This is a genomic window from Humidesulfovibrio sp. (assembly GCF_031082295.1).
Classification (GTDB): domain Bacteria; phylum Desulfobacterota; class Desulfovibrionia; order Desulfovibrionales; family Desulfovibrionaceae; genus Humidesulfovibrio.
The window spans coordinates 1-26,993 of the sequence record NZ_JAVHLD010000035.1 but is presented as its reverse complement, the minus strand read 5'-3'; the positions used below and the strand labels follow the sequence as shown (position 1 = coordinate 26,993).

General features: G+C 67.6%; 29 protein-coding genes. 15 read left to right on the top strand and 14 right to left on the bottom strand.

Translation table 11 applies throughout. The features are described from left to right. Positions 1-52: 52 nt before the first annotated feature. From RDU24_RS13915 to RDU24_RS13870, 10 genes are read right to left on the bottom strand one after another with little or no spacing between them, the layout of a single operon-like run. Positions 53-1,366, bottom strand: coding sequence for a radical SAM/SPASM family putative metalloenzyme maturase (locus tag RDU24_RS13915; RefSeq protein WP_308736380.1), 1,314 nt, complete (start codon positions 1,364-1,366; stop codon positions 53-55). An 18-nt stretch (positions 1,367-1,384) separates the two neighbouring features. Continuing rightward, the gene (gene arsB, locus RDU24_RS13910; protein WP_308736379.1) at positions 1,385-2,476 is read right to left on the bottom strand and encodes an ACR3 family arsenite efflux transporter; all 1,092 of its coding nucleotides are present in this window, start codon (positions 2,474-2,476) and stop codon (positions 1,385-1,387) included. Positions 2,477-2,511: 35 nt separating this feature from the next. Further along, a complete protein-coding gene (locus RDU24_RS13905) occupies positions 2,512-3,219 on the bottom strand; it encodes a cytochrome c biogenesis CcdA family protein (protein ID WP_308736378.1) in 708 nt (235 codons plus the stop codon). An 11-nt stretch (positions 3,220-3,230) separates the two neighbouring features. Then, the gene (locus RDU24_RS13900; protein ID WP_308736377.1) at positions 3,231-3,659 is read right to left on the bottom strand and encodes a thioredoxin family protein; all 429 of its coding nucleotides are present in this window, start codon (positions 3,657-3,659) and stop codon (positions 3,231-3,233) included. Further along, complete coding sequence (locus tag RDU24_RS13895; RefSeq protein ID WP_308736376.1) at positions 3,644-3,877, bottom strand: thioredoxin family protein; 234 nt, start codon at positions 3,875-3,877, stop codon at positions 3,644-3,646. The genes RDU24_RS13900 and RDU24_RS13895 overlap by 16 nt, the downstream gene beginning before the upstream one ends. Before the next feature lie 17 nt (positions 3,878-3,894). Further along, positions 3,895-4,497 (bottom strand): tetratricopeptide repeat protein, encoded by a 603-nt coding sequence (locus RDU24_RS13890; protein ID WP_308736375.1) that lies wholly within the window; start codon positions 4,495-4,497, stop codon positions 3,895-3,897. A gap of 46 nt (positions 4,498-4,543) precedes the next feature. Next, positions 4,544-4,927 carry a DUF2703 domain-containing protein gene (locus RDU24_RS13885; RefSeq protein WP_308736374.1) on the bottom strand — a complete coding sequence of 128 codons (384 nt, stop codon included), beginning with the start codon at positions 4,925-4,927 and terminating at the stop codon, positions 4,544-4,546. Between the two features lie 32 nt (positions 4,928-4,959). Then, the gene (locus RDU24_RS13880) at positions 4,960-6,084 is read right to left on the bottom strand and encodes a permease (RefSeq protein ID WP_308736373.1); all 1,125 of its coding nucleotides are present in this window, start codon (positions 6,082-6,084) and stop codon (positions 4,960-4,962) included. A 9-nt stretch (positions 6,085-6,093) separates the two neighbouring features. Continuing rightward, entirely contained in the window at positions 6,094-6,561 is a 468-nt protein-coding gene (locus RDU24_RS13875; protein WP_308736372.1) for an arsenate reductase ArsC, read from the bottom strand. A 28-nt stretch (positions 6,562-6,589) separates the two neighbouring features. Beyond that, positions 6,590-7,003 (bottom strand): ArsR/SmtB family transcription factor, encoded by a 414-nt coding sequence (locus RDU24_RS13870; protein WP_308736371.1) that lies wholly within the window; start codon positions 7,001-7,003, stop codon positions 6,590-6,592. Positions 7,004-7,242: 239 nt separating this feature from the next. On the opposite strand from RDU24_RS13870, the gene wrbA reads away from it, so the two are divergent. The 4 genes from wrbA (at position 7,243) to RDU24_RS13850 (ending at position 9,579) form a co-directional block, all read left to right on the top strand. After that, positions 7,243-7,854: an NAD(P)H:quinone oxidoreductase gene (gene wrbA, locus RDU24_RS13865; RefSeq protein ID WP_308736370.1), complete on the top strand. Its 612-nt coding sequence runs from the start codon at positions 7,243-7,245 to the stop codon at positions 7,852-7,854. Between the two features lie 48 nt (positions 7,855-7,902). Beyond that, positions 7,903-8,214: a c-type cytochrome gene (locus RDU24_RS13860; protein ID WP_308736369.1), complete on the top strand. Its 312-nt coding sequence runs from the start codon at positions 7,903-7,905 to the stop codon at positions 8,212-8,214. Between the two features lie 131 nt (positions 8,215-8,345). Next, positions 8,346-8,660: a c-type cytochrome gene (locus tag RDU24_RS13855; RefSeq protein ID WP_308736368.1), complete on the top strand. Its 315-nt coding sequence runs from the start codon at positions 8,346-8,348 to the stop codon at positions 8,658-8,660. A 4-nt stretch (positions 8,661-8,664) separates the two neighbouring features. Continuing rightward, the gene (locus RDU24_RS13850) at positions 8,665-9,579 is read left to right on the top strand and encodes an SCO family protein (protein ID WP_308736367.1); all 915 of its coding nucleotides are present in this window, start codon (positions 8,665-8,667) and stop codon (positions 9,577-9,579) included. Positions 9,580-9,603: 24 nt separating this feature from the next. Here the strand turns inward: RDU24_RS13850 and RDU24_RS13845 are convergent, their stop codons facing one another. After that, a complete protein-coding gene (locus RDU24_RS13845; protein WP_308736366.1) occupies positions 9,604-10,797 on the bottom strand; it encodes a geranylgeranyl reductase family protein in 1,194 nt (397 codons plus the stop codon). Between the two features lie 89 nt (positions 10,798-10,886). Between RDU24_RS13845 and RDU24_RS13840 the strand changes: the two genes are divergently transcribed. The 10 genes from RDU24_RS13840 (at position 10,887) to RDU24_RS13795 (ending at position 23,560) form a co-directional block, all read left to right on the top strand. Further along, on the top strand, positions 10,887-11,576 hold the full coding sequence (locus RDU24_RS13840; RefSeq protein ID WP_308736365.1) for an HAD family hydrolase: 690 nt from the start codon (positions 10,887-10,889) through the stop codon (positions 11,574-11,576). 36 nt (positions 11,577-11,612) lie between these two features. Next, complete coding sequence (locus RDU24_RS13835; RefSeq protein WP_308736364.1) at positions 11,613-12,776, top strand: HD-GYP domain-containing protein; 1,164 nt, start codon at positions 11,613-11,615, stop codon at positions 12,774-12,776. 57 nt (positions 12,777-12,833) lie between these two features. Then, positions 12,834-14,000, top strand: coding sequence for an HD-GYP domain-containing protein (locus tag RDU24_RS13830; protein WP_308736363.1), 1,167 nt, complete (start codon positions 12,834-12,836; stop codon positions 13,998-14,000). A gap of 129 nt (positions 14,001-14,129) precedes the next feature. Further along, complete coding sequence (locus RDU24_RS13825; protein ID WP_308736362.1) at positions 14,130-15,290, top strand: HD-GYP domain-containing protein; 1,161 nt, start codon at positions 14,130-14,132, stop codon at positions 15,288-15,290. A gap of 82 nt (positions 15,291-15,372) precedes the next feature. Then, positions 15,373-16,032, top strand: a complete 660-nt coding sequence (locus RDU24_RS13820; protein ID WP_308736361.1) for a site-2 protease family protein — start codon at positions 15,373-15,375, stop codon at positions 16,030-16,032. Between the two features lie 21 nt (positions 16,033-16,053). Continuing rightward, positions 16,054-17,064: a tryptophan--tRNA ligase gene (gene trpS / locus RDU24_RS13815; RefSeq protein WP_308736360.1), complete on the top strand. Its 1,011-nt coding sequence runs from the start codon at positions 16,054-16,056 to the stop codon at positions 17,062-17,064. Positions 17,065-17,163: 99 nt separating this feature from the next. Further along, positions 17,164-18,345, top strand: a complete 1,182-nt coding sequence (locus RDU24_RS13810) for a pyridoxal phosphate-dependent aminotransferase (protein WP_308736359.1) — start codon at positions 17,164-17,166, stop codon at positions 18,343-18,345. Positions 18,346-18,501: 156 nt separating this feature from the next. Continuing rightward, entirely contained in the window at positions 18,502-18,993 is a 492-nt protein-coding gene (locus tag RDU24_RS13805; RefSeq protein ID WP_308736358.1) for a hypothetical protein, read from the top strand. Positions 18,994-19,023: 30 nt separating this feature from the next. Continuing rightward, complete coding sequence (locus RDU24_RS13800) at positions 19,024-20,283, top strand: HD-GYP domain-containing protein (protein ID WP_308736357.1); 1,260 nt, start codon at positions 19,024-19,026, stop codon at positions 20,281-20,283. 124 nt (positions 20,284-20,407) lie between these two features. Beyond that, positions 20,408-23,560, top strand: a complete 3,153-nt coding sequence (locus tag RDU24_RS13795) for a UvrD-helicase domain-containing protein (RefSeq protein ID WP_308736356.1) — start codon at positions 20,408-20,410, stop codon at positions 23,558-23,560. Positions 23,561-23,586: 26 nt separating this feature from the next. Here RDU24_RS13795 and RDU24_RS13790 read toward each other — a convergent pair whose 3' ends face one another. Next, positions 23,587-23,841, bottom strand: a complete 255-nt coding sequence (locus RDU24_RS13790) for a hypothetical protein (protein WP_308736355.1) — start codon at positions 23,839-23,841, stop codon at positions 23,587-23,589. Positions 23,842-23,917: 76 nt separating this feature from the next. Continuing rightward, positions 23,918-25,447 (bottom strand): Lcl C-terminal domain-containing protein, encoded by a 1,530-nt coding sequence (locus RDU24_RS13785; protein WP_308736354.1) that lies wholly within the window; start codon positions 25,445-25,447, stop codon positions 23,918-23,920. Positions 25,448-25,657: 210 nt separating this feature from the next. On the opposite strand from RDU24_RS13785, the gene RDU24_RS13780 reads away from it, so the two are divergent. Further along, entirely contained in the window at positions 25,658-26,407 is a 750-nt protein-coding gene (locus tag RDU24_RS13780; RefSeq protein ID WP_308736353.1) for an N-acyl homoserine lactonase family protein, read from the top strand. A 78-nt stretch (positions 26,408-26,485) separates the two neighbouring features. Here the strand turns inward: RDU24_RS13780 and RDU24_RS13775 are convergent, their stop codons facing one another. After that, on the bottom strand, positions 26,486-26,785 hold the full coding sequence (locus tag RDU24_RS13775) for a hypothetical protein (protein WP_308736352.1): 300 nt from the start codon (positions 26,783-26,785) through the stop codon (positions 26,486-26,488). Positions 26,786-26,993: the final 208 nt, after the last annotated feature.

Here is a 26,993-nt window from a genome sequence, read left to right as displayed (position 1 = left end):
AAGGGGACTCGTCCCCTTGCGGGGTCCAGGGGCGGAGCCCCTGGAGGTCACGTCAAAGCGGCTCGCTGCCCAGGCACATGAGCTGGCCCACGGACCAGGGGCAATGGCCGCAGGGCACGCCGACGCCCAGGCAATCCTGCTCGAAGGCCCCGGCCGCGCCGCAGGCGTCGCTGCACATGCCCATGTCGCAATCGCCGCAGGCCGGATATTCCCCGGCGGAAGCGGCTGCGCGGAAGGCCGTCCACGCCGCCCCGCGCCAGAGTTCCTCCAGCGGAGCCTGGCCGATGTTGCCGAAGTGCTGCGGGTGCACGCGCTTGGTCTCGCCGAAGATGCGGCACTCGTATGCGTGCCAGAGGAAGTGGCAGGGCGAGGCGTTGCCCTGCCAGTCGATGAAGGCGGCCCCGTCGCGCATGAAGCCGCAGCGATGCTCGCTTGAGGCCGTCAGCTCCGGCAGGCGCAGGTCCAGGCCTGCGGCTTCGGCGCGGCGGCGGGCCTCGGCGAAGAGCGCCCGGAGCTGCGCCAGCTCGTCATAATCCGTGCGCGCCAGCCGCCCGGTGTTCAGCCAGAGACCCTTGCGCCGGGCGCTTTCGCGCATCTCCCCGGCCAGGGCCAACAGCTCGGCGTCCTGGCCCGTGGGCCGGAAGCGCAAAGCCGCAAAGGGCACCCGGGCCAGGTCCAGGCCGCGCGCGGTGGCCACGGCCTGCCACTGGGCGAAATGCTCCAGCGCCGCCCCGCTGCACGGATGAAACAGGGCCAGGGGCTCCTGCTCGCGGCCCGCGGGCAGCATGTGCGTGGCCAGCAGAAAGTCCAGCTTCAGCCCGGCGGCCCAGTCCACCTGGGCGGGCAGCGCCTCCGCACCGCCGCGCATGAGCACCGTCTCCGCGCCCAGGCGCAGGCTGCGGCCCGCTCTCGCCGCCGCTGCCCGCAACAGTTGCGCCGCCCGAGCGGCCAGGCCGCTCTGCCCCGGCCCGTGGCCCAGGCTGGCCTCGTCCGGGTCAACGGAGATGCAGGCCACGTCGAGCCCGGCTCGCACCAGCTCGTCGGCAAGTCTTTCACCCTGCGCGTCGGCCAGAGCGTCGGCCAGCAGCAGCGCGTTGGTCTGCAGGCCGCACCAGCCGCCCTCCGGCATCCGGGCCTTGGCAAAGGCCACCATGCGCGGCAGGTCCGGGTGCATGAGCGGCTCGCCCATGCCGTTCAGGATCACCGCCTGGGCATGGCCAAAGGCCGGGGCAAGGCGTTCGAACAGGGCAAAGTCCATGTCGCCCGCGCCGCCCTGCCAGCCCGGCTGGTTCTTCACGCACATGGGGCAGGCCAGGTTGCAGCGGGTGGTGGTCTCGATGAACAGGGTCCGCGGAAAGTCGCTCATGCCGATTGCACCGGTCCTCTATGGCTTGCAGTCCACGTGGCAGACGCTTGCGATGGAGCCGGGATCGCCGGGGAACCAGCGCTTCTTGAGCTTTAGCGCCACGTTCACAAGCCCGATGAGCACCGGCACCTCCACCAGCGGCCCGATGACCGCGGCGAAGGCCTGGCCGGAATCCAGCCCGAACACGGCCACGGCAACGGCGATGGCCAGCTCGAAGTTGTTGCTGGCGGCGGTGAAGCTCAAGGTGGCTGACTGGGCGTAGCTGGCCCCGGCCTTCATCGAAAGCCAGAAGGACGCCAGGAACATGACCAGGAAGTACACGAGCATGGGCGCGGCCACGCGCAGCACGTCGAACGGCAGGGCCACCATGACCTCGCCCTTGAGCGAGAACATGACCAGGATGGTGAACAAAAGCGCGACGAGCGTGATGGGGCCGATCTTGGGCGCGAACTCGGAGTCGTACCACTCCCGGCCCTTGAGCTTGAGCCCGATGACGCGCGTGGCCAGGCCAGCCAGGAAGGGGATGCCCAGGTAGATGAACACGCTCTCGGCGATCTGGCCCATGGAGATGTCGACGACAGCGCCTTCAATTCCGAGCCAGCCGGGCAAAACCGTGAGAAAGAGCCAGGCGTAGAGCGGGAAGAACAGCACCTGGAACACGGAGTTGAAGGCCACCAGCCCGGCGCAATACTCGCGGTCGCCCCCGGCCAGGTCGTTCCAGACGATGACCATGGCGATGCAGCGCGCCAGTCCGATGAGGATCAGCCCGGTCATGTAGGCGTGCTGGCCGGAGAGGAAGGTCACGGCCAGGGCGAACATCAGGATTGGGCCGATGACCCAGTTCTGCACCAGGGAGAGCGCCAGCACGCGCACGTTGCGGAACACCTGGCCCATGAGCTCGTAGCGCACCTTGGCCAGGGGCGGGTACATCATGAGGATCAGGCCCACGGCGATGGGCAGGTTGGTGGTGCCGCTCTGCATGCCCCCCAGGGCGGACTTGAGGCCGGGAAACAGGAACCCCGCGCCGATGCCCGTGAACATGGCGGCAAAGATCCACAGGGTCAGCCAGCGGTCAAGGAACGAGAGCTTGCTGGTCACGGACTCGGACATGGCGCGCCTCCGTTTGGTTTCAGAAAATGGCCAACTCAGGCTTCAAGAAAAGGTCTGGCGATGAAATACGCGCCCAGCAGGCCCACCAGGACGCCCGCCGCGCGGCGCACCCACGGGCTGCCGCCGGCGAACACCCGCTGTTCCATAAGCCGCCGGGCCAAGGCCGCGGAGCTGCCCGCCACGACGATGGGCAGGCAGTGCCCCAGGGCGAAGGCCAGGATGAGCCCCATGCCGGTGAGCATCTGGTCCTGCACGGTGATGACGGCCAGAAGCGGGGCCAGGAAGCCGAAGGTGCAGGAGCCGGACAGAAGCCCGTAGCCCAGGCCCATGACCAGCGCGCCGGAAATGCCCCTGACCTTGAGCCGGGACATGAGCCCGCCGGAGAGCCGGCAGGAGGCCACGCCCAGCATGTCCAGCGCCACATAGAGCAGCACCAGGCCCACCAGGATGGTCCAATAGGGCCCGACATCGCCGAGCATCCGGCCCAGCAGCGAGCAGACCAGGCCCACCAAAGCGATGGTGATGAACAGCCCGGCCGTGAAGGCCACGGCGTAGCGCGCGGCCTCGCGGCCCTCCACCAGCCTGCCCTGCCCGGCCACGTATCCGACGATCAGCGGGATGCTCGCCAGGTGGCACGGACTGAAGAGCACGCTGACCAGCCCCCACAGGAAGCTCCCGGCATAGGCGGCCGCGGAGCCTGCGGTCATCCAGGCGTTGACGGTCAGGAGGAACTGGTCGAACATGGGTCCTGCCTCTACTGCGCCAGCAGGCTGTTCAGCTTGGCGGTCATGGACTGCTTGTCCATGAAGCCCTCGTGCCGGGCCACCTCGCGGCCCTTCTTGTCGTAAAAGATCTGGGTCGGGATGGCGCGGATGCCGAAGCGCTTGGCCGCGTCAAAGTCCTCGCGCACGTCGATGAACACCACGGCGGCGCGGCCCTTGTATTCCCGCTCCAGCTCCGCCAGGATGGGCGCCATCATCTTGCAGGGGATGCAGGTCTTGGCCCCCAGGTCGACCACGGTCACGGTCCCCTTCACGGGAATGGCGGAGGGCGCCGGCTTCGGCACGGGCAGCACCCCTGGAGCGGCCAGGGCGAAGCCGCCCAGAGTGAGCGCCAGGGCCAGGGCCAGCAGCGCCGTGCGCAGCGGCGTCCGGAACATGCGGCGCGCTACTTGCCCAGCCACGCCAGCAGCTCCTTTTTCGAGGGCACCTTGCCCGAGCACTTCACCGCGCCGTCGACAACCACCGCAGGCGTGGCGAACACGCCAAGCATGGCCATCTCCTGGAAGTCGCTGACCTTGACCACGTCGGCCGAGACTCCGGCTTCGGCCACGGCCTCGCGCACCAGCTTTTCCGTCTCATGACACTTGGGGCAACCCGGCCCCAGAACCTTGATCTGCATGGCGTCCTCCCCTGGAGCTACTTCTTCAGTTCGACGACGATGCCCGCGAGGGGACGACCGTCCGGGGTCTTGGCGTCGGGCTTGATCTCGAGGAGCTGGCTCCAGGCCTTGGCGGCACCGGCCTTGTCGCCGGTGTCGTGCAGCAGCACCACGCCCTTGTTGTACCAGGCGTTCTCGTGGCGCGGGTTCAGCTTGATCGCCGTGTCGAAGCTCGCCAGCGCCTGCTGGGCCTGGCCCGCCTCGCGCTGCATGATGCCAAGGTCGGTCCAGACGTCCGGGCTGCTCACGCCGAGCGCGATAGCCTTCTGGTAGGCCACAATTGCCTTCTGGGCCTGGTGGGTGTCGAAGTACAGGTTGCCCAGCTCGACCCACTGGCCAGAGTCGTCGGGCTTGCCGGCCGTGGCGATCTCAAGCTCGCCGATCCGCTTCAGCTCGGCGTCATGCTCGTGCCCGTCATCCTTGATCGAGGCAGTGCCTGCCCCGCCTTCCGCCTGGACCCTGGACGCCGCTGGCTGCCGAAGCTCCATCACCACCGTTCCCGCAAAAAAGCCCACGGCCAGAGCGATGACCACCGCCGTGATGAGCTCGCCCTTGTTGAATTTCCGTTCCGTCTGCGCCATGTCATCCTCTCTTTTGCGCCGCCCCCAGCCAGGGGTCGACTGTGAATTATTTCATTTTTCCCGCAGCGATGCGCCCGGCGCGCAGCAGCAACTCCTCGGGCAGGGCCTCGTACTCCCGGCCCTCCAAGGTGAGCGTGCGACAATCGGTTTGCTCGCCGAGCATCTCGCAGCAGGACTGGCAGTGGTTCATGCCCACCTGCGCTCCCAGGAGGTCCTCCACGGACTCGCCGTTGAAGAACACCCGGTTGGACTCCGCCACCGCAAAGGGCGGCAAGGCCTTCTCCGTCAGCACCACCGCGATGTCCTGCCCGGCCAGTTCCCGGCGCAGGTCCTCCGCGGCCCGGCGCACGCTTTCGCCCGTATCGCCGCAGCGCACGCACGTCTCCGCGCCCAATGTCACACGTTGCCAGAGCATGTCGAGCGTCTTCATGCGCCACCGTTCCTGAATTGTTGCAAGTCGGCCTAAAGAATGGCGTTGAACAAGAAGCCCACCAGCAGGATGCCCGCGCCCACGACCCCGGCGAACACCAGGATAAGGCGCATCTTGAGCACCTTGCGCAGGATGACCATCTCCGGCAGGGAGAGCGCGATGACGCTCATCATGAAGGCCAGCACCGTGCCCAGCGCCGCGCCCTTTTCCAGCAGGGCCTGGACCACCGGCACGATGCCCGCGGCGTTGGAATACATGGGGATGCCGAGGAGCACCGCACCAGGAACGCTCCACCACGCGCCCTTGCCCATGATGGCGGCCAGGAAGCCCTCGGGCACGTAGCCGTGGATGCCCGCGCCCACCGCGATGCCCGCCACCACCCAGGGCCAGACCTTGCCCACGATGTCGCGCACGGCGACGATGCCGGCGTCCATGCGCTCCGACCAGGTAAGCTCGGGCGCGTCCTCGCCGCCGCCGGACGCCCGCACGTTCAGCACCCAGGCCTCGACGTGGCGCTCCATGTTCAGCTTGCCGATGACAAACCCCGCCACCATGGCCACGGCCAGGCCGGTGCCCATGTAGATGGCCGCCACCTTCCAGCCCAGCAGGCCGTAAAGCAGCACCACGGCGATCTCGTTCACCATGGGCGCGGAGATGAGAAAGGAGAAGGTGACGCCCAGCGGAACGCCCGCCCCCAGGAAGCCGATGAACAGCGGCACCGCCGAGCAGGAGCAAAACGGCGTGACGATGCCGAGCAGCGCGGCCAGCACGTTGCCGAAGGCCTCGCTCTTGCCCGCCAGCAGGCGCCGGGTGCGCTCCGGGGTGAAGAAGCTGCGCACGATGCCCACGCCGAAGACCACCAGGGCCAGGAGCAGCAGCACCTTGGGCGTGTCGTACAGGAAAAACTCGACGCTGGACGCCAGGCCAGTGCCCTGCTCCAGCCCGAGAACCGAATACGTTGCGAAATTTGCCAGCCCGGCCAGGCTCTGGTACAGATACCACCATCCTGCCAGCAGCAGGACGCCGAGACCGGCCCTGCGGAGCAGCACGCCCTGCCCTTCGGCCACCGGCGCCTCGGCCTCCAGCTTCGGCTTGGCCTGCTGGCAGGCGCACCCGCCCCCAAGATCGATGGGCTGCAACGGCTTCAACTCTTTCATGATGTCTCCTTACGCCTCCGCGCTGGCGGCTTTGCGATCCTTGATCCATGTCTGAAGCGTCCGTTCGATGTCGTCGCGCACGGCGCGAACCCGCGCCAGCTTCTGCTCCTGCGAGAGCGTGCCCTCGCCCATGATGGCGCCAGGGTCGTCGAAGTTCCAGCGCTCCGTCACCTGCACGCCGGGCACGAAAGGACACACCCCGGCGGCCTTGTCGCACACGGTGACGACCACGTCGAAGCGTTTGCCCTGGGCCGCCAACTCGGCAACGGCCTCTGCCACCAGCTTGGTGCGCTTGTGCGAGATGTCCACGCCCCGCTCGGCCATGACGGCCACGGCCAAGGGGTTGATGGGCGCGGCCTCGATGCCTGCGCTGTGGGCTTCAAAAGACTCCGGCGCGAGATGCGCCAGCAAGGCCTCGGCTATCTGGCTGCGGGCGGAGTTCTGACCGCAGACGAACAGGACGCGTGTTTTCTCCATGAGCATTCTCCGTTGGGCGTGGGGGGGGTTACGGCTTGGCGGTGTCGCAGCAGTCCTGCCGTCCGCCTTGTTGACCTTCGCGCTGGTCGGCCAGGGTACTGTTGATGGCGAGCGGCGCAAGGCCTCCCAAGGCCTGGCGCATGGACTTGATCTCAGGGTCGTCCTCCAGCCAGCCAGGCAGGGTCGCCAGCATGGACTGGGCGTAGGGAGAAGCGGCATCAGGCCCCAGCGCCAACCGGTAATGCACCCAGGAGCCGACCTTGCGGCCGACGATGAGCCCGGCGTCGACGAGCACCTTGAGGTGCCTGGACACCGTGGGCTGGGCCAGGCCCAGCAGGCCGATGATCTCGCAGGCGCAGAGCTCGCGTCCTTCCAGCATCTTGAGCACCTTGACCCGGCCCGGGTCGGACAGTGCCTTCATGACATTCACCAGTTCGCGCATGGTCCCTCCTGGGTTCGCCCCTATCGCTTCGAGACATAGCAATATGGCTATATGATCATAATGTCAAGCACCGATTACGCACTTTCACGAAATCGACTGGTTACGCCGTTCCTCTCGGCCAGGCCTACCTGGACTTCCTTTGCCTCTGCCCACTGGACATCCATTGGTAATAGTCCTAATACATAATCAGGAATCATCCCCAGTTGTTTATCACACCTGAGACCAGCAGGAGGGACCAGATGAAATTCGCCATCGTCTATTATTCCATGTACGGCCACATCCACACCATGGCCCAGGCCGCGGCGGAGGCCGCGCGGGAGGTGCCCGGAACCGATGTGGGGCTGTACCGCGTGCCCGAGACCCTGCCCGAGGAGGTGCTCGGCAAGATGGGCGCCCTGGACGCCTCCAAGGCCATGTCCTCCGTGGCGCTGGCCACCCCGGAGGTGCTGGCGGAAGCAGACGCCATCCTCTTCGGCACGCCCACGCGCTTCGGCAACATGTGCGGGCAGATGCGCCAGTTCCTCGACTCCACCGGCGGCCTGTGGATGAAAGGCGCGCTGGTGGGCAAGCCCGGCGGCGTGTTCACAAGCTCCGCCACCCAGCACGGCGGCCAGGAGTCCACCATCCTGACCTTCATCCCCACCCTGATGCACCAGGGCATGATCGTGGTGGGCCTGCCCTACTCCTTCCAAGGCCAGATGGGCGTGGAGGAAGTCATGGGCGGTTCGCCCTACGGGGCCAGCACCATCGCCGGGGGCGACGGTTCGCGCATGCCCAGCCAGCGCGACCTGGACGGCGTCCGCTTCCAGGCCAGGCACCTCGCGGGGATCGGCCACAAGCTCAAGGCGTAAGCCAACCCGAATTTTCGGCAGACCCATAACCCCGCAAGGAGGCCTCTCATGAAACTGACCCTGTCCCTGACCCTGGCTCTTTCCCTGGCTCTGGGAGCCACCGCCCTTGCCGCCGACGCCGCCACCGACGCCGCGGCCCTGTACAACTCAAAATGCGCCAGTTGCCACGGCAAGGACGGCAGCAAGACCATCCTGAGCAAACCGGTCAAGGGTCTGTCCGCAGAGGACTTCACCAAAAAGATGATGGGCTACAAGGCCAAGACCTACGGCGGCAGCAAGAAGGCCGGCATGGAGAAGCTCGCCGCGGCCCTGTCCGACGCGGACATCAAGGCCCTGGCCGCCTACACGTCCAAGTTCTAGACCCGCAAGGGCACGTCGACTGGCACATTTCCCTGGAATTCGCCGGGGAATTGCGCCAGAAGAGTACGTAGACGCCCCGCCACGCGGGGCGCCGCACCGCAACATGCGCAACAGCATTTAGGAGGAACACAGTGAAAAGACTCGCCCTGCCACTGGCCCTGGCCTTCGCCCTGGCCCTCACCCTCTCGGCGGCCTTCGCCTCCGGCGCTCCCGACGGAAAGGCCCTGTACGCGAAATGCGCGGGTTGCCACGGCGCGGATGGCTCAAAGACAGCCCTGGGCAACAAGGCTCTCAAGGGTCTCTCCTCCGACACCATCGCCAAGGCCCTGGCCGGATACAAGGCCAAAACCTTCGGCGGCGCCAAGAAGGGCATGATGGAGGGGCAGGCCGCGAAGCTCTCCGACGCCGAGATGAAGGCTCTGGGCGACTACATCAGCAAGCTGTAGGCCCGTGCCCAGGCCAGCCGCCGCCCTCGCCCTGGCGCTCACCGCCGCCCTGCTGCTGACCCCGGCGGCGGGACGGTTGGTTGCGCGCGCCGGATGGGCCGCTGGGAATGCGCTCGCCCACAACGAAACCAACGACCACACCACGGGCTCCCCCGCCGAGGCCTCGGCGTCGGCAGGGGCGCCCGCCGGTGCCGGAGGCCCGCAAGCGGCAGCGCCAAAGGTTGGGGTGACGGAACATCTCGGCCAGCAGGCGGATCTGGACGCCGTTTTCGCCGGAGAGGACGGCACGAAGCTGCGCCTGGGAGATCTGGTGACCATGCCGACGCTGCTGGTTCCGGTGTATTTTTCCTGCCCCAACGAGTGCAACGTGCTGTTGGGCACCCTGACCAAAACGCTGCCCCAGGTGGGTCTGGAGCCGGGCCGCGACTACCAGGTTTTGGCCGTCTCCTTCAACGACCAGGACACCCCGGCCACGGCCACCAAGCGCAAGGGCGACTTCCTGAACGCAGCCGGGGGCTTTCCGCCCCAGGCCTGGCGTTTCCTCACCGGCGACGAGCTGAACATCCGCCGCCTCATGGACTCCATCGGCTTCGGCTTCAGGCGCCAGGGCGACGACTTCGTGCACACCGTGGTCCTGGTGGCCCTCTCGCCCACGGGCAAGATCACGCGCTACCTTTACGGCATCAAGCCCCTGCCCTTCGACCTGGCCATGGCCGCCACCGAGGCAGCCGGGGGCCGCACGGGGCTCTCCATCCAGCGCGCGGTGGCCATGTGCTACACCTACGACCCCCAGGGCCGCAGGTACGTGTTCGACATCATGAAGGTGACGGGCGCGGGAGTGCTCGCGGCGCTAGGACTGTTCGGCCTGTTCCTGGCTTTTGGCGGCAAGAAGCGCAGGGCGCCCAAAAAGGACGCCTAGCCTCGGGGCGCGACAGGCAGGAAATCACCCGACCCCCTCGCCCCATTCCCAGGCCTTCCGACGCAGCAGCCGGAACGAGCGCCCGCCGTGGACCATCTCGGCCAGGGCGGCAGGCGCGCTTTTGACAAACCCCCGGATCGGCCCGGCCCCCATGTGCCGCATGGCCCAGAACAGGCACCAGCGCAGCCGGTTGGACCAGACGAACTCCGGGCGCACCGTGCGCGCCAGCAGCCGCTCGTACTCGACGGCGCAGGCCTCCTCACCGCTGCGCAGCCCGCCGAGCACGGCCGAGGCAGCGTGCGCGCCCGTGGCCATGGCGTAGAAGATCCCCTCGCCGAACAGCGGTTCCACAAAGCCCCCGGCATCCCCGGCCAGAAGCAGCCGCCCCCTGGCCGGACGCGCCAGCGCGTTGCCGTAGGGCAGTGGATGCCCGTGGAGCGCCACGCCCTCCGGCTCCGGCACGCCCAGCAGGCGCAGAAAACGCAGCATGATGGCCCCGAAATCCTGATCGGAGCGCCTGAGGCCGCAGATGCCCACCTTCGGCCCTCGAGGCCCGGGGAAAACCCAGCCGTACCCGGCCCTTGGCACGCTTGCGCCACCCACATGCAGCTCCGGCACGCTCACCGCGCGGGGAAACTGCCCCGGCCCGCCGCCCACGGGCAGCTCCACCTCGATGGCTGCGGCCAGGTCGCGCCGCCAGGCCGCGCGGTCGTAGCCTTCAGGGCCAAGCGCCCGCCGGACGACGGAGTTGGCGCCGTCCGCGCCGATGACGAAGCTGGCCGACAGCTCCTCTCCGCCCCTTAGCCGCACCAGGCCCGAGGCGGCGTCGCAGGCCTCCACGGCCCGGCCGCAGAGCAGCTCGGCCCCGCGCGCCACGGCCACGCCCGCCAGCAGTGCGTCGAAGGCCGGGCGGTCCACGAAGCGGAAAGGCTCCGCAGCCGCTCCACCCAAAAGTTCGCGGTTCTGGTGCAGGAACAGGTACTGGGGGCTCTCGTGAAACAGGCCCCCGCGCGCCGCCAGGTCCGCCAGGGAGAGGCCGAAGACGCGCGCCAGCGCGTCCACGCTCTTGGCCGTGAGCAGGCCGCCGCAGAGCTTGGGGCGCGGGTGCGTCGCCCGGTCCACCAGGGCAACGGACAGGCCTCGGCCCGCCAGCACCGCGCCAGCCGCCGCGCCCGCCGGCCCGGCCCCCGCCACAATCACGTCATATCGCTTGACCACAGCGCCTCCGTCGGAGAGATTGACCCCGCCCGTGTACCCCGCCCGCGCCCCGCGGGCAAGCCGCAGATGCGAACCGGAGACGAGGAACCATGCGCGACCCCCACCCCCCCTTTGAAGCCGTCCTCTTCGATTTCGACGGCACCCTGGCCAGCGTGCACATCGACTTCGCCCGGCTGCGCCGAAAGATAACCGCCCTGGCCGAGCCCTTCCTGGGCGAGGAGCCGGAGCCCTCCGACCTGCCCGTGCTGGAGTGGCTGGATGAGCTGGCCGACGAGATCCGCGAGTTCGACCACCCGCTGGGCCAGGAGTTCCACTGCCGCGGACGCCTCGTCATCCAGGCCACGGAGCTTGACGCCGCGCGCGAGGCCTCCCTGTTCCCCTTCACCCGGCCCATGCTGGCGGAGCTGCGCGCCACCGGCGTCAAGACCGGCATCCTCACCCGCAACTCCACCGCCGCCGTGAAGCTGGTCTTCCCCGATGTCGCCGCCTGCTGCGATGCCTTCATCGCCCGCGAGGACGCGCCCAAGGTCAAGCCCGACCCGGCCCATGCCCTGGCGGTGCTGGCGCGCCTGGGCGTGTCACCGGCGCGTGCGCTGCTCGTGGGGGACCACCCGCTGGACGTGCAGGCGGCGCGACAGGCTGGACTTGCCTCGGCCGCGGTGGTAAGTGGACACTCACAACGTAAGGATTTCACTGCCCTTGCGCCGGACTTTCTTGCTGCGGACTGCCTGGAGCTGATGCTTACGTTGCGCGAATCGTTCCTATTGCCACAGGTTTGAATCGCGCTTATTTTATCCTGAAAAGGTAGAATATCGATGCAGCAACGTATCAAGCGCCATGAGCTGAAGCCGGGGATGTACGTTGTGAGCCACGGCCTGGGGACCTTCGACAGCCCTCTGTGCCAGGTGGACAAGCCCATCCTCACCCAGGCGAACATCAATGAATATGTCCCGGCAGATGTCGAGGACGTGCTCATCGACACCGGCATCCACATCTCCCTGCTCGACCAAGCGCGGCCCGTGGGAGTTCCCATCACCACCGGACTGGGCGAGGAGTTGCACATCGCCAAGCGCCTTTACGCGGACGCCCTGGTCCACGTGAAGAGCTTCGTCGACGACGTCCGCAGAGGCACGGACATCGACTGCCGCAAGGCCACGCCCCTGGTGCAGAACTTCATAGACAGCGTGTTCCGCAACGAGGCCGCCGCCGTGACCCTGTTCAAGCTGCGCGGCTTCGACGAGTACACCTACACCCACTCCATCAACGTGAGCATCCTGGCCGTGCTGCTGGGCAAGCACCTGGGGCTCGACAAGCCCGAGCTCCTCAAGCTGGGCCTGGCGGGCATGTACCACGACGTGGGCAAGGCCAAGATCCCTGAAAGCATCCTGAACAAGCCCGGCAAGCTCACCGAGGCCGAGTTCAACGTCATGAAGGCCCACCCGCTGGAAGGCTTCCGGATCATGAAGGGGCAGAAGGGCCTGGACCCGGAGATCATCCGCGCCGTTGTGGAGCACCACGAGCGCCACGACGGCTCAGGCTACCCGCGCGGCATCCGGGGCGAGGACATCGGCCGGTTCTCGCGCATCATCGCGGTGGTGGACGTGTACGACGCCCTCACCAGCAGGCGCGTGTACAAGGACGCCATGGCCCCGGCCAAGGCCCTGGGCATGATGTACCAGTGGCGCGACAAGGACTTCACGCCCCACGCCATCGAGAATTTCATCCGCTGCGTGGGCGTGTTCCCGGTGGGCAGCTTCGTGCGCCTCACCGGCGGGGAGTTCGGCATCGTGTCGAGCACCAACGCCGTGCGCCCCACCAAGCCGGAAATCAAGGTCGTGCTGGACGCAAAGATGCGCCCGCAACTGCCCCGCCTGCTCGACCTGGAGGCGGTGGAGAACACCCCCCAGGCCCAGGACATCGCCGAGGTGCTGAACCCGGCGGACTTCAAGATCGACATGGAGCGCTTCTTCTCGGCCTAGCCTGCCGTTCGCATAACATCAGACAAATACGTATTGCGCTTTTTCTCCGGCGAGGTCATGTTCACGCCGGATCCCATGCGCAAACACATCAAACGAAGCGAACTCAAGCCGGGCATGTACGTTGTCAGCTACGGCCTCGGCACGTTCAGCAACCCGCTGGTGCGCGTGGACGCCCATGTCGCGACACAGGACGAGATCAACGCCCTTGCCCTGGACGACGCCGAGGCCATCCTCATCGACACGGCGAGCGCGCTGCCCCTGGACGACGACGAACCCACCGCAACCACCCTGCGAGAGGAGCTGGCGGAAGCCCGCAAGATGCACTCGGACGCCCTGGACTACGTCAAGGGCTTCTTCGAGAATGTTCGCCTGGGCACGAACCTGAGCTGCCGCGGGGCGGTCCCCCTGGTGGAGCGCTTCGTCCAGAGCGTCATGCGCAACCCCGCCGCCGCCGCCACCCTGTTCAAGCTGCGCAGCCACGACGAATACACCTTCTGCCATTCCATCAACGTGAGCGTGCTGTCCGTGCTCCTTGGCAGGCAGCTGGGCCTGGGCAAGTCCTCCCTGGTCAACCTGGGCCTGGCCGGGCTGCTCCACGATGCGGGCAAGGAGCGCGTGCCGGCGAACCTGCTGACCAAGCCGGGCGCCCTCACGGACAGCGAGCGCAATGTTCTGAAGACCCACCCGCTGGAGGGCTACAAGATCCTTCAGGGGCAGTCCGACGTGCCCAGCGAAGTGTTGCGCGCCGTCCTGGAGCACCACGAGCGCCACGACGGCTCCGGCTATCCGCGCGGGCTCAAGGGCGAGGACATAGCCGTATTCTCGCGCGTGGTGGTGGTGGTCGACGTCTACGACGCGCTGACCAGTGAACGGTCCTACAAGCGCGCCCTGCCGCCGACCAAGGCGCTCAGCCAGATGTTCCAGATGCGCGGCAAGCAGTTCGCCGAAGACGACATCGACCATTTCATCCGCTGCATCGGCGTATTCCCGGTGGGCAGCTTCGTGCGCCTCACCGGCGGGGAGCACGGCATCGTCATCAGCGTTAACCCCCACCGCCCCACCAAGCCGCAGGTCAAGGTCGTGCTGGACGCCAAGCTGCGCCCGCAGCTGCCCCGCGTGCTCGACCTGGAAGCCCTTGAAGCCACGCGCGAGGCCCAGGACATCGCCGAGGTGCTGAACCCGGCGGACTACAAGATCGACATGGAGCGCTTCTTCTGCGCTTAAACCGCCCGCCCCCCCCCTGTTCCCCCACCCCCATCAGATAATTCGCACAGACAGCGTATTGCAATTTCAAATACGTATTGCACTTACCAGACACTGGAGCTATAAGCCTTTCAAAAAAGGCGCTTACACATGTACCAACGAGTCAAGCGTAGCGATCTGAAGCCCGGCATGTTCGTGATCAGTCATGGCCTTGGAACCTTTGGCAGCCCCCTGGTCAATGTGGGTGCTCACATTCTCTGCCTGTCCAACCTATGCGACTACGTGCCGGAAGACGTCGAGGACGTGCTCATAGCCAGAACACAAGACGCACTCCTGGAAGGCGCAACGGCGCTGGGCGCTCCCGTCACCGTCAGCCTCGCGGAGGAACTGCCCCAGGCCAGGCGGCTCTATTCCGAGGCCCTGAGCTACGTTCGCCATTTCCTGGAGGATGTGCGCAAGGGCACAAGCATCGATTTTTCCCCGGCCACCCCCCTGGTCGAGAATTTGATCGAAAGCGTGTTCCGCAACGAGAACGCAGCCGTGACCCTGTGCAAGCTGCGCGGCTTCGACGAGTACACCTACACCCACTCCATCAACGTGAGCATTTTGGCCGTACTGCTGGGCAAGCGCATGGGCCTGGACAGGGCCGCCCTGCTCAAGATCGGCTTGGCCGGCCTGTTGCACGACGTCGGCAAGGCACGCCTTCCGGCGAAGATACTGAACAAGCCCGGAAGACTCTCGGAGACCGAGTTCCACGCCGTGAAAGGGCACTCCATGTGGAGCCACGACCTGCTGAAGCAACAGGGCGACATGCCCCGAGACATCCTGCGGGCGGTGGCCGAGCATCATGAGCGCCACGACGGCTCCGGCTACCCGCGCGGGCTCCAGGGGCACGAGATATCCCTCTTCTCGCGCATCATCGCCGTGGCCGACGTGTTCGACGCGCTCACCAGCAAGCGCGCCTACAAGGACGCCATGCCTCCGGCCCAGGCCCTGAGCATGATGTACCAGTGGCGCGGCAAGCAGTTCGCCACAGAGGACATCGAGTTTTTCATCCAGTGCATCGGGGTGTTCCCGGTGGGCAGCTTCGTGCGCCTCACCGACGGGGAGCACGGCATCGTCATCAGCACCAATCCCCACCGCCCCACCAAGCCGCAGGTCAAGGTCGTGCTAGACGCCAAGCTGCGCCCGCGACTGCCCCGCGTGCTCGACCTGGAAGCCCTTGAAGCCACGCACGAGGCCCAGGACATTGCCGAGGTGCTGAACCCGGCGGACTACAAGATCGACATGGGGCGCTTCTTCAGCGTTTGAGCCCGCCAGCCGCAGCCCTTCTTGACCGGGCCTGGCGCTTTCCCCTTGCCCGCGCGGACGCTTCGTGCTAGCCGCAGGCATCATGCTTGAATCCCTGTCCGAACAAATCGTCCGCATCAGCATTCTGGCCGTCCCCCTGCTTCTGGGCCTGACCTGCCATGAGCTCTCGCACGGCCTGGCGGCCCTGGCTCTGGGCGACCCCACGGCCAAGCTGGCCGGGCGCCTGACCATGAACCCGCTGAAGCACCTGGACCCCATGGGCGCCATCGCCTTCCTGCTGGCAAACATCGGCTGGGCCAAGCCCGTGCCCGTGGACGCCCGCTACTTCAAGCGCCCCATGCGCGACATGATGCTGGTGTCCCTGGCCGGGCCGGGGGCCAACTTCCTTCTGGCCCTGCTGTTCGCCGCACTCTTCCACCTCCTGGTGCCGACGTATTTCTCGCAGCCGCAGCTGCGCTCCATGCTCCAGCCTCTCGTGCTCATCTGCCAAGCCGGGGTCATCGTGAACCTCATGCTGGCCTTCTTCAACCTGCTGCCCATCCCGCCGCTGGACGGCAGCAACATCCTGGCCTGGTTTTTGCCAAACCGCCTGGCCTACAAGTTCCTCGCCCTCGGGCGCTACGGCTTCATGCTGCTCCTGGGCCTGCTCATCGTCTCCCAGCTGGCGGGCATCAGCCTCCTGGGCTCACTCATCTTCCCGCCGGTGGGCTACGTTTCCGCCCTGCTCGGCATACGCATGTAACCATCAACAAAAAAGCACACCATGACCGCCAAACACGAACGCATCGTCTCCGGCATGCGCCCCACCGGGCCGCTCCACCTGGGCCACCACTTCGGCGTGCTGGCCAACTGGCTCGAACTCCAGGCCAACCACGAGTGCTTCTTCTTCGTGGCCGACTGGCACGCGCTCACCACCGAGTACGCCGACCCCAAGCGCATCAAGGATTTCGTGCCCGGCCTCGTGCTGGACTGGATCGCCGCGGGCCTGGACCCGGAAAAATGCGTCATCTTCCAGCAGTCGCAGGTCAAGGAGCACGCGGAGCTGCACCTGCTCCTGTCCATGCTGACCCCGCTGGGCTGGCTGGAGCGCAACCCCACCTTCAAGGAGGTGGCCCAGGAGCTCTCCGGCCAGAAGGACCTGGCCACGTACGGGTTCCTCGGCTACCCGGTGCTCATGTGCTCAGACATCATTTTGTACAAGGCCACCGCTGTGCCAGTGGGCCAGGACCAGCTGCCGCACCTGGAGCTGACCCGCGAGATCGCCCGGCGCTTCAACTTCCTGCACTGCGCGGAAGACGCCCCCTTCTTCCCCGAGCCCAAGGCGCTCTTGACCGAGGAAGCCAAGCTCCCCGGGCTCGACGGCCGCAAGATGAGCAAGAGCTACGGCAACTCCATCGCGCTGGGCGAGCCGCTGGAAGAAATCGCGCCGAAGATCAAGACCATGCTGACGGACAAGAACCGCCTGCGCAGGGCCGATCCCGGCGACCCGGACGTGTGCAACCTTTTCCCCTACCACAAGCTCATGACCAGCCCCGACATGTGCGCGGAGATCCGCGAGGGCTGCACCAAGGCGAGCCTTGGCTGCGTGGACTGCAAGAAGATCCTCATGGATTCGCTGACGCGCTTCCTTGAGCCCGTGCACCAGCGCCGCCGCGCCTTAGAGGGCGACCCCGAGCGCCTCTGGGCCATCCTGGCCGACGGCAACGCGCGCGCCCGCGCCGTGGCCCGCAAGAACATCGAAGACATCCGCCAGGCGCTGAACTTCGAGTTCTAGGACCGTCCAACAAGGGCCGGGGACAGGACGCCGTTGCAGGGCTGTCCGCCCGGTCCTTTTCTATTTGCACCGACAGCCGCCACCCCGACGGAGCACGCCATGAGCGAAAACGCCTGCATCTCGAAGCGCGCCAGGGACATCACCCCGTTCCTGGTCATGGACATACTGGAGGCGGCCCACCGCCTGGAGGCCGAAGGCCACGACGTCATCCACCTGGAGATCGGCGAGCCGGACTTCGACACGCCAGAGTGCATCAAGGAGGCCGCGAAGAAGGCCCTGACCGACGGCGAGACGCACTACACCCACAGCCTGGGCCTGCTCCCCCTGCGCGAGGCCATCTGCGAGGACTACCTCACGCGGTATGGCGTCACCGTGCACCCGGACCAGGTCATCGTGACCCAGGGGACCTCCCCGGCCATGCTGCTGCTGTTTTCGAGCATCATCGAGGCCTGCGACCAGGTCATCCTGTCCGATCCGGCCTACGCCTGCTACGACAACTTCATCCGCTTCGCCGGGGGCGAACCCGTGCGCGTGGCCGTGAGCGAGGACGACAGCTTCCAGTACCGGCCCGAGGCCATCGAAGCGGCGATGACCGGCTCCACCAGGGCCATCCTGCTGAACTCACCGGCCAACCCCACGGGAACGCTGCTCTCGGCGGAGCGCATGCGGGCCGTGGCCGACATCGCCACCCGCACCGGGGCGTCCATCATCTCCGACGAGATCTACCACGGCCTGGTCTACGAGGGCCGCGAGCACAGCGCGCTCGAGTTCACCGACCGCTGCTTCGTGCTGAACGGCTTCTCCAAGCTTTACGCCATGACCGGCTGGCGCCTGGGCTACCTCATCGCGCCCCGGGAATTCATCCGGCCCATGCAGAAGCTGTGTCAGAACTTCTTCATCAGCGCCAATTCCGTGGCCCAGCGCGCGGGCATCGCCGCGCTCAAGGAATCCGCCGCCGACGTGGCGCGCATGAAGGCCATCTACGACGAGCGCCGCCGCTACCTGCTGCCGCGCATCAAGGCCCTCGGCCTCGGCGTGGCCCACGACCCCACGGGCGCGTTCTACGTGCTGGCCAACGCGCGTCACTGGGCCGAGCGCTTCGGCGGCAGCTCGCTCAAGCTTGCCTTCGACATCCTGGAGAAGGCCCACGTGGGCGTGACCCCGGGCATCGACTTCGGCGCCAATGCCGAAGGCTTCCTGCGCTTCTCCTACGCCAATTCGCTCACGAACCTCGCCCAGGGCATGGACAGGCTGGCGGCCTACGCCCGGACCCTGGACTGACGAATGGGTGCGCCGCCTTGCGCGGCGCCTGGTCCATCAGCGCCGAAGATACCTGCGGGTCCAAACGCTGACATGTGCAGCGGCGCTTGCATCCAGGAAATGATGTGTTAAATTGTGTCTGCTTTCGACCTGCTGACATGGAGGCGGGATTATTTCATGCGGACAGTTGCCCTGTTGCTGAGCCTGGCGATTCTGGCGCCAACATTTCCAAGCCCCGCCCACGGCGCGGAGGCCAGGAAGCGTTCGGGCAAACCCAGGGTGAAGGTCGCGCAGAGCGCCTCGGAGCTGCTGGCCAAGCCGCGGCTCAGCAAGGCCGACCTGGCAGCGCCTTACAGCGCGCTGAGCCGCGAGGCTGTCACGCGGGACCCCGGCAGCGGCGAACGCGTCGACCTGCGGGACAGCTACCAGTCCAACGCCACAAGCTGGAAGCTGGACCTGTCCCTTGACCCGAAGCGCCTGGGCGAGGACGAGCCGTTCCGGTTCAAACTGGGCCGGGAAAAGGTGCTGGACCCGGTGACCAACAAGGAGTTGACCCCGCGCGCCGACCCGCTCAAGGCCAGGCAGAGCCTTGAGGACCTGAATCTGAAAGGGGCGCTTGAGAACATGGGCGGCAAGGCCGAAGTCCAGGTGGACGTTCTCAGGTTTTAGACATGCTGAAGATCCAGCGGAGTAGCTCTCGTGGGCATACGCCTGTTTGACTTCCTCACCGGCCTGTCCGGCGCGCTCGACCTCATCAGCCCAGAGGTGGTGGGCCACCACAAGCGCGTGGCCTACGCGGCGGTGCGCCTGGCCAGGGCGCTCGACCTGCCGCGCGCCGAGCGCACGGACCTCTACGTGGCGGGCCTGCTGCACGACGTGGGCGGCTTCTCCATCCAGAGCCGCCTGGCGGCCCTGCAGTTCGAGGCCGACGGAGTGCGCCACGCCGAGCGCGGCTACCGCCTGCTGCGCAAGAATCCGCTGCTTGAGAGCGTGGCCGTCCTTGTGCGCCACCACCACACGCCCTTCATGCACTTCGATGGGCTGGCCCCGGACATGGCAGCGCCTGAGCGCAAATTGTTTCTCGCCAACGTGCTCTGCCTGGCCGACCGGCTGGACGTGCTCTTCATCCGGCAGGGCCTGAACGAGCCGTGGGAGATCGTCCGGCTGCTGCGCGGGCTATCCGGCACGCTTTTCGACCCCGCCGTGCTGGAAGGCTTGAGCGAACTGGCCGCGTCCGAACGCTTCTGGGCCGATATGGCCTTGAGCGACCCCACCCACGCACTCACCGATTCGCCCGACATGTTCGACGAGCGCGGCATGACGCGCGCCCAGCTCATGGCCGCTTCCACGGCCTTCTCACAGATCATCGACTTCCGCAGCCGCTTCACCGCCACGCACACGCGCGGCGTGGCCGAGACTGCCGTCTGCCTGGCCGAGAAGGCCGGGTTCAGCGTCCCTGACCTGGACCAGATGCGCCTGGCCGGGAACCTGCACGACCTGGGCAAGCTGGCCGTCCCCTCAGAAATCTTGAACAAGCCCGGTCCCCTCGACCCCGAGGATCTGGCGATCATGCGCCGCCACCCGGAGCTGGGCCGCGCCATCCTCGGCTCCGTGCCGGGACTTGAGCAGGTCACGGACTGGGCCTCGCAGCACCACGAGCAGCCCGGCGGCAAGGGCTATCCCGGCGGGCTGTCCGGCGTGTCGCTGTCGCTCGGCTCGCGCATCCTCACCACCGCCGACGTGTTCACCGCCCTGCGCGAAGACCGTCCCTACCGCGCGGGCATGAGCAAGGACGACACCTTGCGCGTGCTGGAGGACATGGCCGCCCACTCCGCCCTGGACCCGCTCATCACCTCCCTCGTGCGCGAGCACCACGCCGAGGTCAACGAACGGCGCATGGCCGCCCAAACCCTGGCCGCCAGCGAATTCCGCGAGTTCTACACCGGCCTGGAGCAGTAACCCCGCCCTGGCGAGCGGCCCGCAATTATCCCGCCCACTTGCCATCGCCGCCGCCAGCGGCTACGGTCTGCAAAATCATTCGGCCCGGCAGGCCGCAAGGCCTTCAGACCGGCAAGGGAAACGCATGACCAGCTTCGCGGCGGACCTGCACATCCACTCGCGCTATTCGCGCGCCACCAGCAAGGGGCTCACCGTGCGCAGCCTTGCCGCCTGGGCCGAGGTCAAGGGCGTCGGCGTGCTCGGCACCGGCGACTGCACGCATCCCGGCTGGCTGGAGGAGATCGGCCGCGACTTGGCGGAGGACGGCTCCGGGCTGCTCCGCCTGCGCGAGCCTTCCGGCCTCGCCGCGCAGATTCCCGGCCTTGAAGGGCGGCTCTCCGGCAGCGCCCGCTTCATGCTCCAGGGCGAGATCAGCTCCATCTACAAACGCGGCGGCAAGGTGCGCAAGGTGCACAACCTCGTCTACCTGCCGACGCTTGAGGCCGCCCGCGCGCTCAATGTGAAGCTCGCGCAGGTGGGAAACCTCGCCTCCGACGGCCGGCCCATCCTCGGGCTCGACAGCCGCACCCTGCTGCGCATGCTGCTCGACACCCACCCCGAGGCCTTCCTGGTGCCAGCGCACATCTGGACGCCCTGGTTCTCGCTCTTCGGCTCCATGTCCGGCTTCGATTCCGTGGAGGAGTGCTACGGCGACCTCTCGGAACACATTTTCGCCATGGAGACCGGGCTCTCGTCTGATCCCGGCATGAACTGGACCCTCTCGGCCCTGGACCGCTACCGCATGATCTCCAACTCCGACGCCCATTCCGGCGAGAAGCTGGCGCGCGAGGCCAACCTGTTCCGGGGCGAGCCGAGCTTCTCCGGCATCCGGCAGGCGCTGCGCGCCCATCTGCCAGGGGAGGAGCAGAACGGCTGCGAGTTCCTCGGCACGGTGGAGTTCTTTCCCGAGGAGGGCAAGTACCACATGGACGGGCACCGCAAGTGCAACTGGTCCATGGAGCCCGGCGAGACCGTGGCCAACCGGGGCCTGTGCCCGGTCTGCGGCAAGCCCGCCACCCTGGGAGTGCTGCACCGCGTGCTGGCCCTGGCCGACCGCCCCGAGCCCGTGCAGCCCGAAGGCCAACCCGGCTATGACTCGCTCATCCCCCTGCGCGAGGTGCTCTCCGAGGTGCTGGACGTGGGCGCGGGCTCCAAAAAGGTGGCGCAGGAATATTTCCGCCTCATCGAAACCCTCGGCCCGGAGCTGTTCATCCTGCGCGAGGCGCCCCTGCCGGACATCCGCAAGGCTTCGCCGGTGCTGGCCGAGGCCGTGGAACGCATGCGCGCGGGCAAGGTGCTGCGCAAGAGCGGCTACGACGGCGAATTCGGGGTCATCACCGTGTTCACCCCGGAGGAGCGCGCCGAGATGCGCCACGGCGGGCGCCTGGCGGCCATGCCCGCCCAGCGGGGCCGCAAGCGCGCCGCCCCCGCCAAGCCCGAACCCGAGCCGGAGTCCGCGGGCGACCCCGAGCCTGCGGCCGAAGCGCACCTCGCCCCAACGCGCGCGGATGGCTTGAACCAGGCCCAGGCGGCCGCTGTGTACGCAGGGCCGGGACCGACCCTGGTGCTGGCCGGACCGGGCACGGGCAAGACCCACACCCTCATTCGCCGGGTGGAACGCCTCCTGGCCGACGGCGTCCCGGCGGACTCCCTGGCCATAGCCACCTTCACCCGGCGCGCGGCTGGCGAGCTCACCGAGCGCCTGGCCTGCCTGCGCGGCCCTGGCGAGCCTCTGCCCCTGGCCGACACCCTGCACGCCCTGGCCCTGGCCCTGTGGACCATGCGCCGGGGCCAACCCCCGGTGCTGTTGTCCGAGGACGCCGCCCGAAAGCTCTTCGTGGAGTCCCTGCCGGACACCCTTGCCAAGCCGGAGCGCGAGGCCCTGTTCCGCCGCCACAGCCTGGCCCGGGAAAGCTTCCACCCGCTCGACGGCGCGGACGGCGAACTGGCCCGCCGCGCCCAGGCCGAGGTGGACGAGCTCAAGGCCACTCGCAACCTGGCGGACTTCACGGACCTCATCGAATTCCTGCTGGCCGAGGTGCGCCAGCCGGGCTTCACCCCGCCCTTCCCGCACCTGCTGGTGGACGAAATCCAGGACCTCTCGGCCCTGCAGCTGGAGGCGGTGCTCGGCCTGGCGGGAGAGTCCGGCGAGGGCTTCTTCGGCATCGGCGACCCGAACCAGAGCATCTACGGCTTCCGGGGCGCGGTCGGCAACGTGCGGGAGCGCCTGGCCGAGCGCTGGCACGGCCTCAGCGTGCTGGCCCTGGCCGAGAACTACCGCAGCGGGCAGGCCATCCTCGACGCGGCCGGAGCCCTGCTGCCCACGCCCCCTGGCCTGCGGGCAAGGCCGGGCCTGGAGTGCAGGCTGGAGCTGGTGCAGGCGCCCACGGCCCAGCACGAGGCCAGGGCCATCGCCGAGCGCGCCCGCGCCCTCATCGGCGGCACCAGCCTGACCCTGCACAACGCCGACGGCGCGCAGCTGGCCCCGGGCGACATCGCCGTGCTGGTGCGCTTCCGCGCCCTCATCAACCCGCTCAAGGCCGCGCTGGAACAGGCCGGGCTGCCCTGCTCCGCGCCCGAGGCCGAGGTCTTCTGGGAGGAACCGCGCGTGGCGGCCATTTTGCGCGTGGCGGAAAAGCTCTTCGGCCTGCCTGTCGCGACACCCAGGCCCGACAGCCCCGACGACAGCGCCGTGGCCGTGAACCTGCCGGAATTCCTGCTGCTGCAAGGCCCGCGCGTGCTGCCCCCTGCCCTGCGCGAGAGCCCGCCCTTCGACCGCTTCTTTTGGGAAGGCCCGGCCTTCCGCGACCTTTGCCAGGAGTTCGACGCCCACCACGGCTGGGTCGGGCTGCTGGACTGGGTGCGCCTGCAGGCCGGGCTGGCCGAGCTGCGGCAGAGCGCGCAGAAGGTGCGCCTCATGACCCTGCACGCGGCCAAGGGCCTGGAGTTCGAGGCGGTGTTCCTGCCAGCGCTGGAGGAAGGCATCCTGCCTTTTGAGCGGGCAGTGGACGAAGGGGGCGAGGACGCCCTGGCGGAAGAACGGCGGCTGCTCTATGTGGGCATGACCCGGGCCAGAAGCTCGCTATGCCTGTCCTACGCGCTGGAGCGCACGCTCTATGGCCGCACTCTGGCGCAAGCGCCCTCGCGCCTGCTGGCCGACCTGCCCCACGACGCCCTGCGCCGCAGGCAGATCACCCGGAAGGTGCAAACCAGGCAGACGCACCTGTCCTTGTTCTGATTGGCGCTGCCGCAGCGTTCCTGAGTTCAGCAGCAGGCAAAGGCGTGCTTGAGCAGCGTGCCGGTGCGGAAGGCGTCGTCCGAGGCGAAGCGGCGGCAGAACTGCTCGATGCGCGCGGGCGAGGCCTTGGCCGGGAAGATCTTGCGCAGCGGCGCGCCATGCATGTCCAGAAACGGCGCGTTGCCCTGGAACACCAGCACGGCGAAGCGCCCCGCCTCAGCGTGGTCCGCCTCGTCCGGCCCCACCTCGAACCGGAAATCCCCGAACTGGTGCTGCGTCATGCGCGCCTCCCGCCTGGGCAGGAGATAAGACCGCCCGGGCGACCAGGCAAGATGCTCCCGGGCACGGCCTTGCGGCCTAGGAGCCCGGTCCGCGCACAAGACGCACGTAGTTCTCGATGCGCAGGACGTCGCCCTGGGGACCGCGCCCGTGCGGGTAGTCGGCGGCGTTGCCCGCCTTGGGATCGCTGCGTTGCGCGCCCGCGCCGTGGACATCGATCAGGTGGTAGCTCCCGTTGCCGCTGCCACCGCCGTCGCCGGAAGGCTGGCGGCCAAAGGCCATGGGACGCCCCTGCCCGGACATGCCCGGAGGCGGCCCGCCAAATCCTGGCCCCCCTGGCGGCGGCCCGCCGAACCCCGCGCCACCCATCATTCCTGGACCGCCTTGGCCTGGACCGCCTTGGCCCGGGCCGCCTTGGCCCGGCCTGCCCATGCCGGGGCCGCCCTGGCCCGGGCCGCGCCCGCCTGGGGTCATCCAGCCCAGCGCCCGGCCAAAAGCGACATACATGGCAGTATTGCCGCCCCGGTCATTGGCGTGGGTGGTGGAACTCCAGTAGAAGGGATAGTCGGGCTGCCCGCCCTCGTTGGTGATGCGCGTACACGAGAACACCGGGTCGATGGCGGCGGAGCCTGTAGCGTCGGGCGCCCGCGAGTAGTCCACGATGCTCTGCAGCTCCTTGGCGTTCGGCAAGCGCCAGTCGCCGTGGCCAAGGTGCTTCCTTGCGTTCTGCTGCTGCACCCAGGCCAGGGCCTGCTGCCAGTTGAGACCCGCGCCGCTGTCGGCCTTGGACCAGGTGAGGCCCGTGGCCCGGTCGCTGACGGTGCCGTCGCCGTTGTCGTGGAAGCTGTTCTTGCCGTATTGCGGGTTGCCGCGCACGCAGAGCACGAAAAAGGTCTTGCCCTGGCCGCTGCGCCCAAGCAGGTCGTAGCCCTTTATGCGGCCATCGGCGAAGTTCACGCCGAAGACCTTGCCCCGGTTCTGCTTCGAGCCGCCCACGTAGAGCGTGCTCGAGGCGTACTGCGCGTCGATGAGCCGCTCGCTGCCGCGCCCCCCGTCCGAGGACGGATCCCCGTAGGCGAAGCGGAAAAACTTCGTGTCGATGAAAGGCACCATGCCTGAGGTGCTGGTTATATTCGGGCCGCTGGGGTCGGTGCCGCGCGCGTCAAAGAGCGAGTAGAGCTCCTTGATGCTCGGCAGGCGCCAGTCGGCGTAGCCGCCGAAACGCGCGGCATTGAGCCTGGCGGGCAGGGCCTTGGCCTGCTCGAAGGTGAGCTTGTCGCGGCTGTTCAATGCGCCGTCGCCGTTGGTGTCCGCGCTGCGTTGCCAGATCAGGCCGGTGTTGCGGTCAATGACGGTCATGCCGTCGGGGCTCAGGGCGTAGCTCGCCGCCGGGCCGGGGTGCTGGGCATCCTGGCCGTGGAAGGCCTGGCCCGGCCTGGGCGCGGCGATGGGGCCGCGGTTGTCGTAGCACCGCTGCTGGCCGGTGCCCACCACCACGTAGGGACGGGCTGCGCGCACTTCCACGCCGCGCTCCTGGGCCGGACCGGGCGTGACGTTGCCAAGCAGCGCGAGCGCCGCCAGGATCGCCGAAACGAGGTGTCGCTTCATGGGGGGCCTCCTTCGATTGTCTGGACCTGCGCCAAGGCACGACGCAAAACGCCCTGACCATATGCCCGGCGGCCCCCCACGGCAAGCTTTCGAGGGAACATTTGCGCCCCGGCTTGCCTGCCACAGCGCCCTCTGCTATTTTCCCTCCTTACAGCAGGATACGCGAACGGGCGGCCATGCCCGCGGCATCACAAGCTCCCGGAGGTTCTCATGACCAAATACATCATCCACCCCATCGTCATGGGCACCAAGGTCTTTGACCACAGCATGATGACCTACCAGCACGCCTACGGGAAGCAGTACACCATCCCCATCTACAGCTGGTACATCGAGGGCGGGGACAAGAAGATCCTCGTGGACACCGGCGAGATGCGGCCCATCGTCTCCGCCGACCGCGAGGCGGCCATCGGCGGGCCGATCCACACCTTCGAGGAGGGGCTGGCGCTCTACGGCCTCAAGCCCGAGGACATCGACATCGTCATCCACACGCACCTGCACAACGACCACTGCGAGAACGACTACAAGTGCGTCAACGCGCGCATCTACGTGCACGAGGCGGAGCTAAAGCACATCCACGACCCGCACCCGCTGGATTACCGCTATTTGGAGGACTACATCACCGACGTGGAGGAGAACGGGCAGCTCGAGGTGCTGACCGGGGACGCGGAGATCGTGCCGGGCGTGCGCGTGATGCACACCCCGGCCCACACCGAGGGCGGCCTGACCGTGCTGGTGGACACGGCCAAGGGCGTGGCCGCCATCACCGGCTTCTGCGTGATCATGGAGAACCTGCTGCCGCCGAAGGAGATCACCGCCCGCGAGATGGAGGTCATCCCCTGCGGCACGGTGGTGAACAGCTACCAGGCCTACGACACCATGCTGAAGGTCAAGGCCGCGGCGGACATCCTGCTGCCTCTGCACGAACCGCGCTTCGCGTCCACGCCGAACATACCGGAATAGCCCACCGGCCCGGACCAAGGCCGGGGATCAAAACCGCAGTCCTCGCGAACAGGCTCGGCTCCGCGTGTCGGCGCGGCCCTACCTGTGGGGGCTAGGCCCGCCGCCGTGGCTGGGGCCCATGCCTCCAAAGCCGGAACTCGGCTCGCCATGCCCGCCATCACCCCGGCCGTCTGACCTGCCCTGCAGGCTGTCCAGAGCTTCCTTGGCGGAGTGGTCCGTCTCCAAGGGCAGAATCTTGGCCTTGGGCTGGGTCTTTTGCTGGTCCTGCAGCGCGGGATTCGGCTCCTGCCGCGGAGCTTCATCCTTGGCCAGAGCAGTCCCCGACACCAGCATTCCAAAGACAAGGCAAAAGGCCAGGGGCAAGTGGATGTAACGCATTGGTTGCTCCTTAAGACCGATTTGCAGACTGGCATGCAATTACCAAACGCTGCGAACGGCGGTCAAGCGCATCCACCCTGGGCACGACTCGCCGTCGGCCATAATGCATCAGGCCGGCACCCCCGCGAGGAGGTCCGGCCTGATGGTTATTCGTCACGGACGAGGGGGTGAACTAGCGGCCTCGGCCGCCACCACCGCCACCACCGCC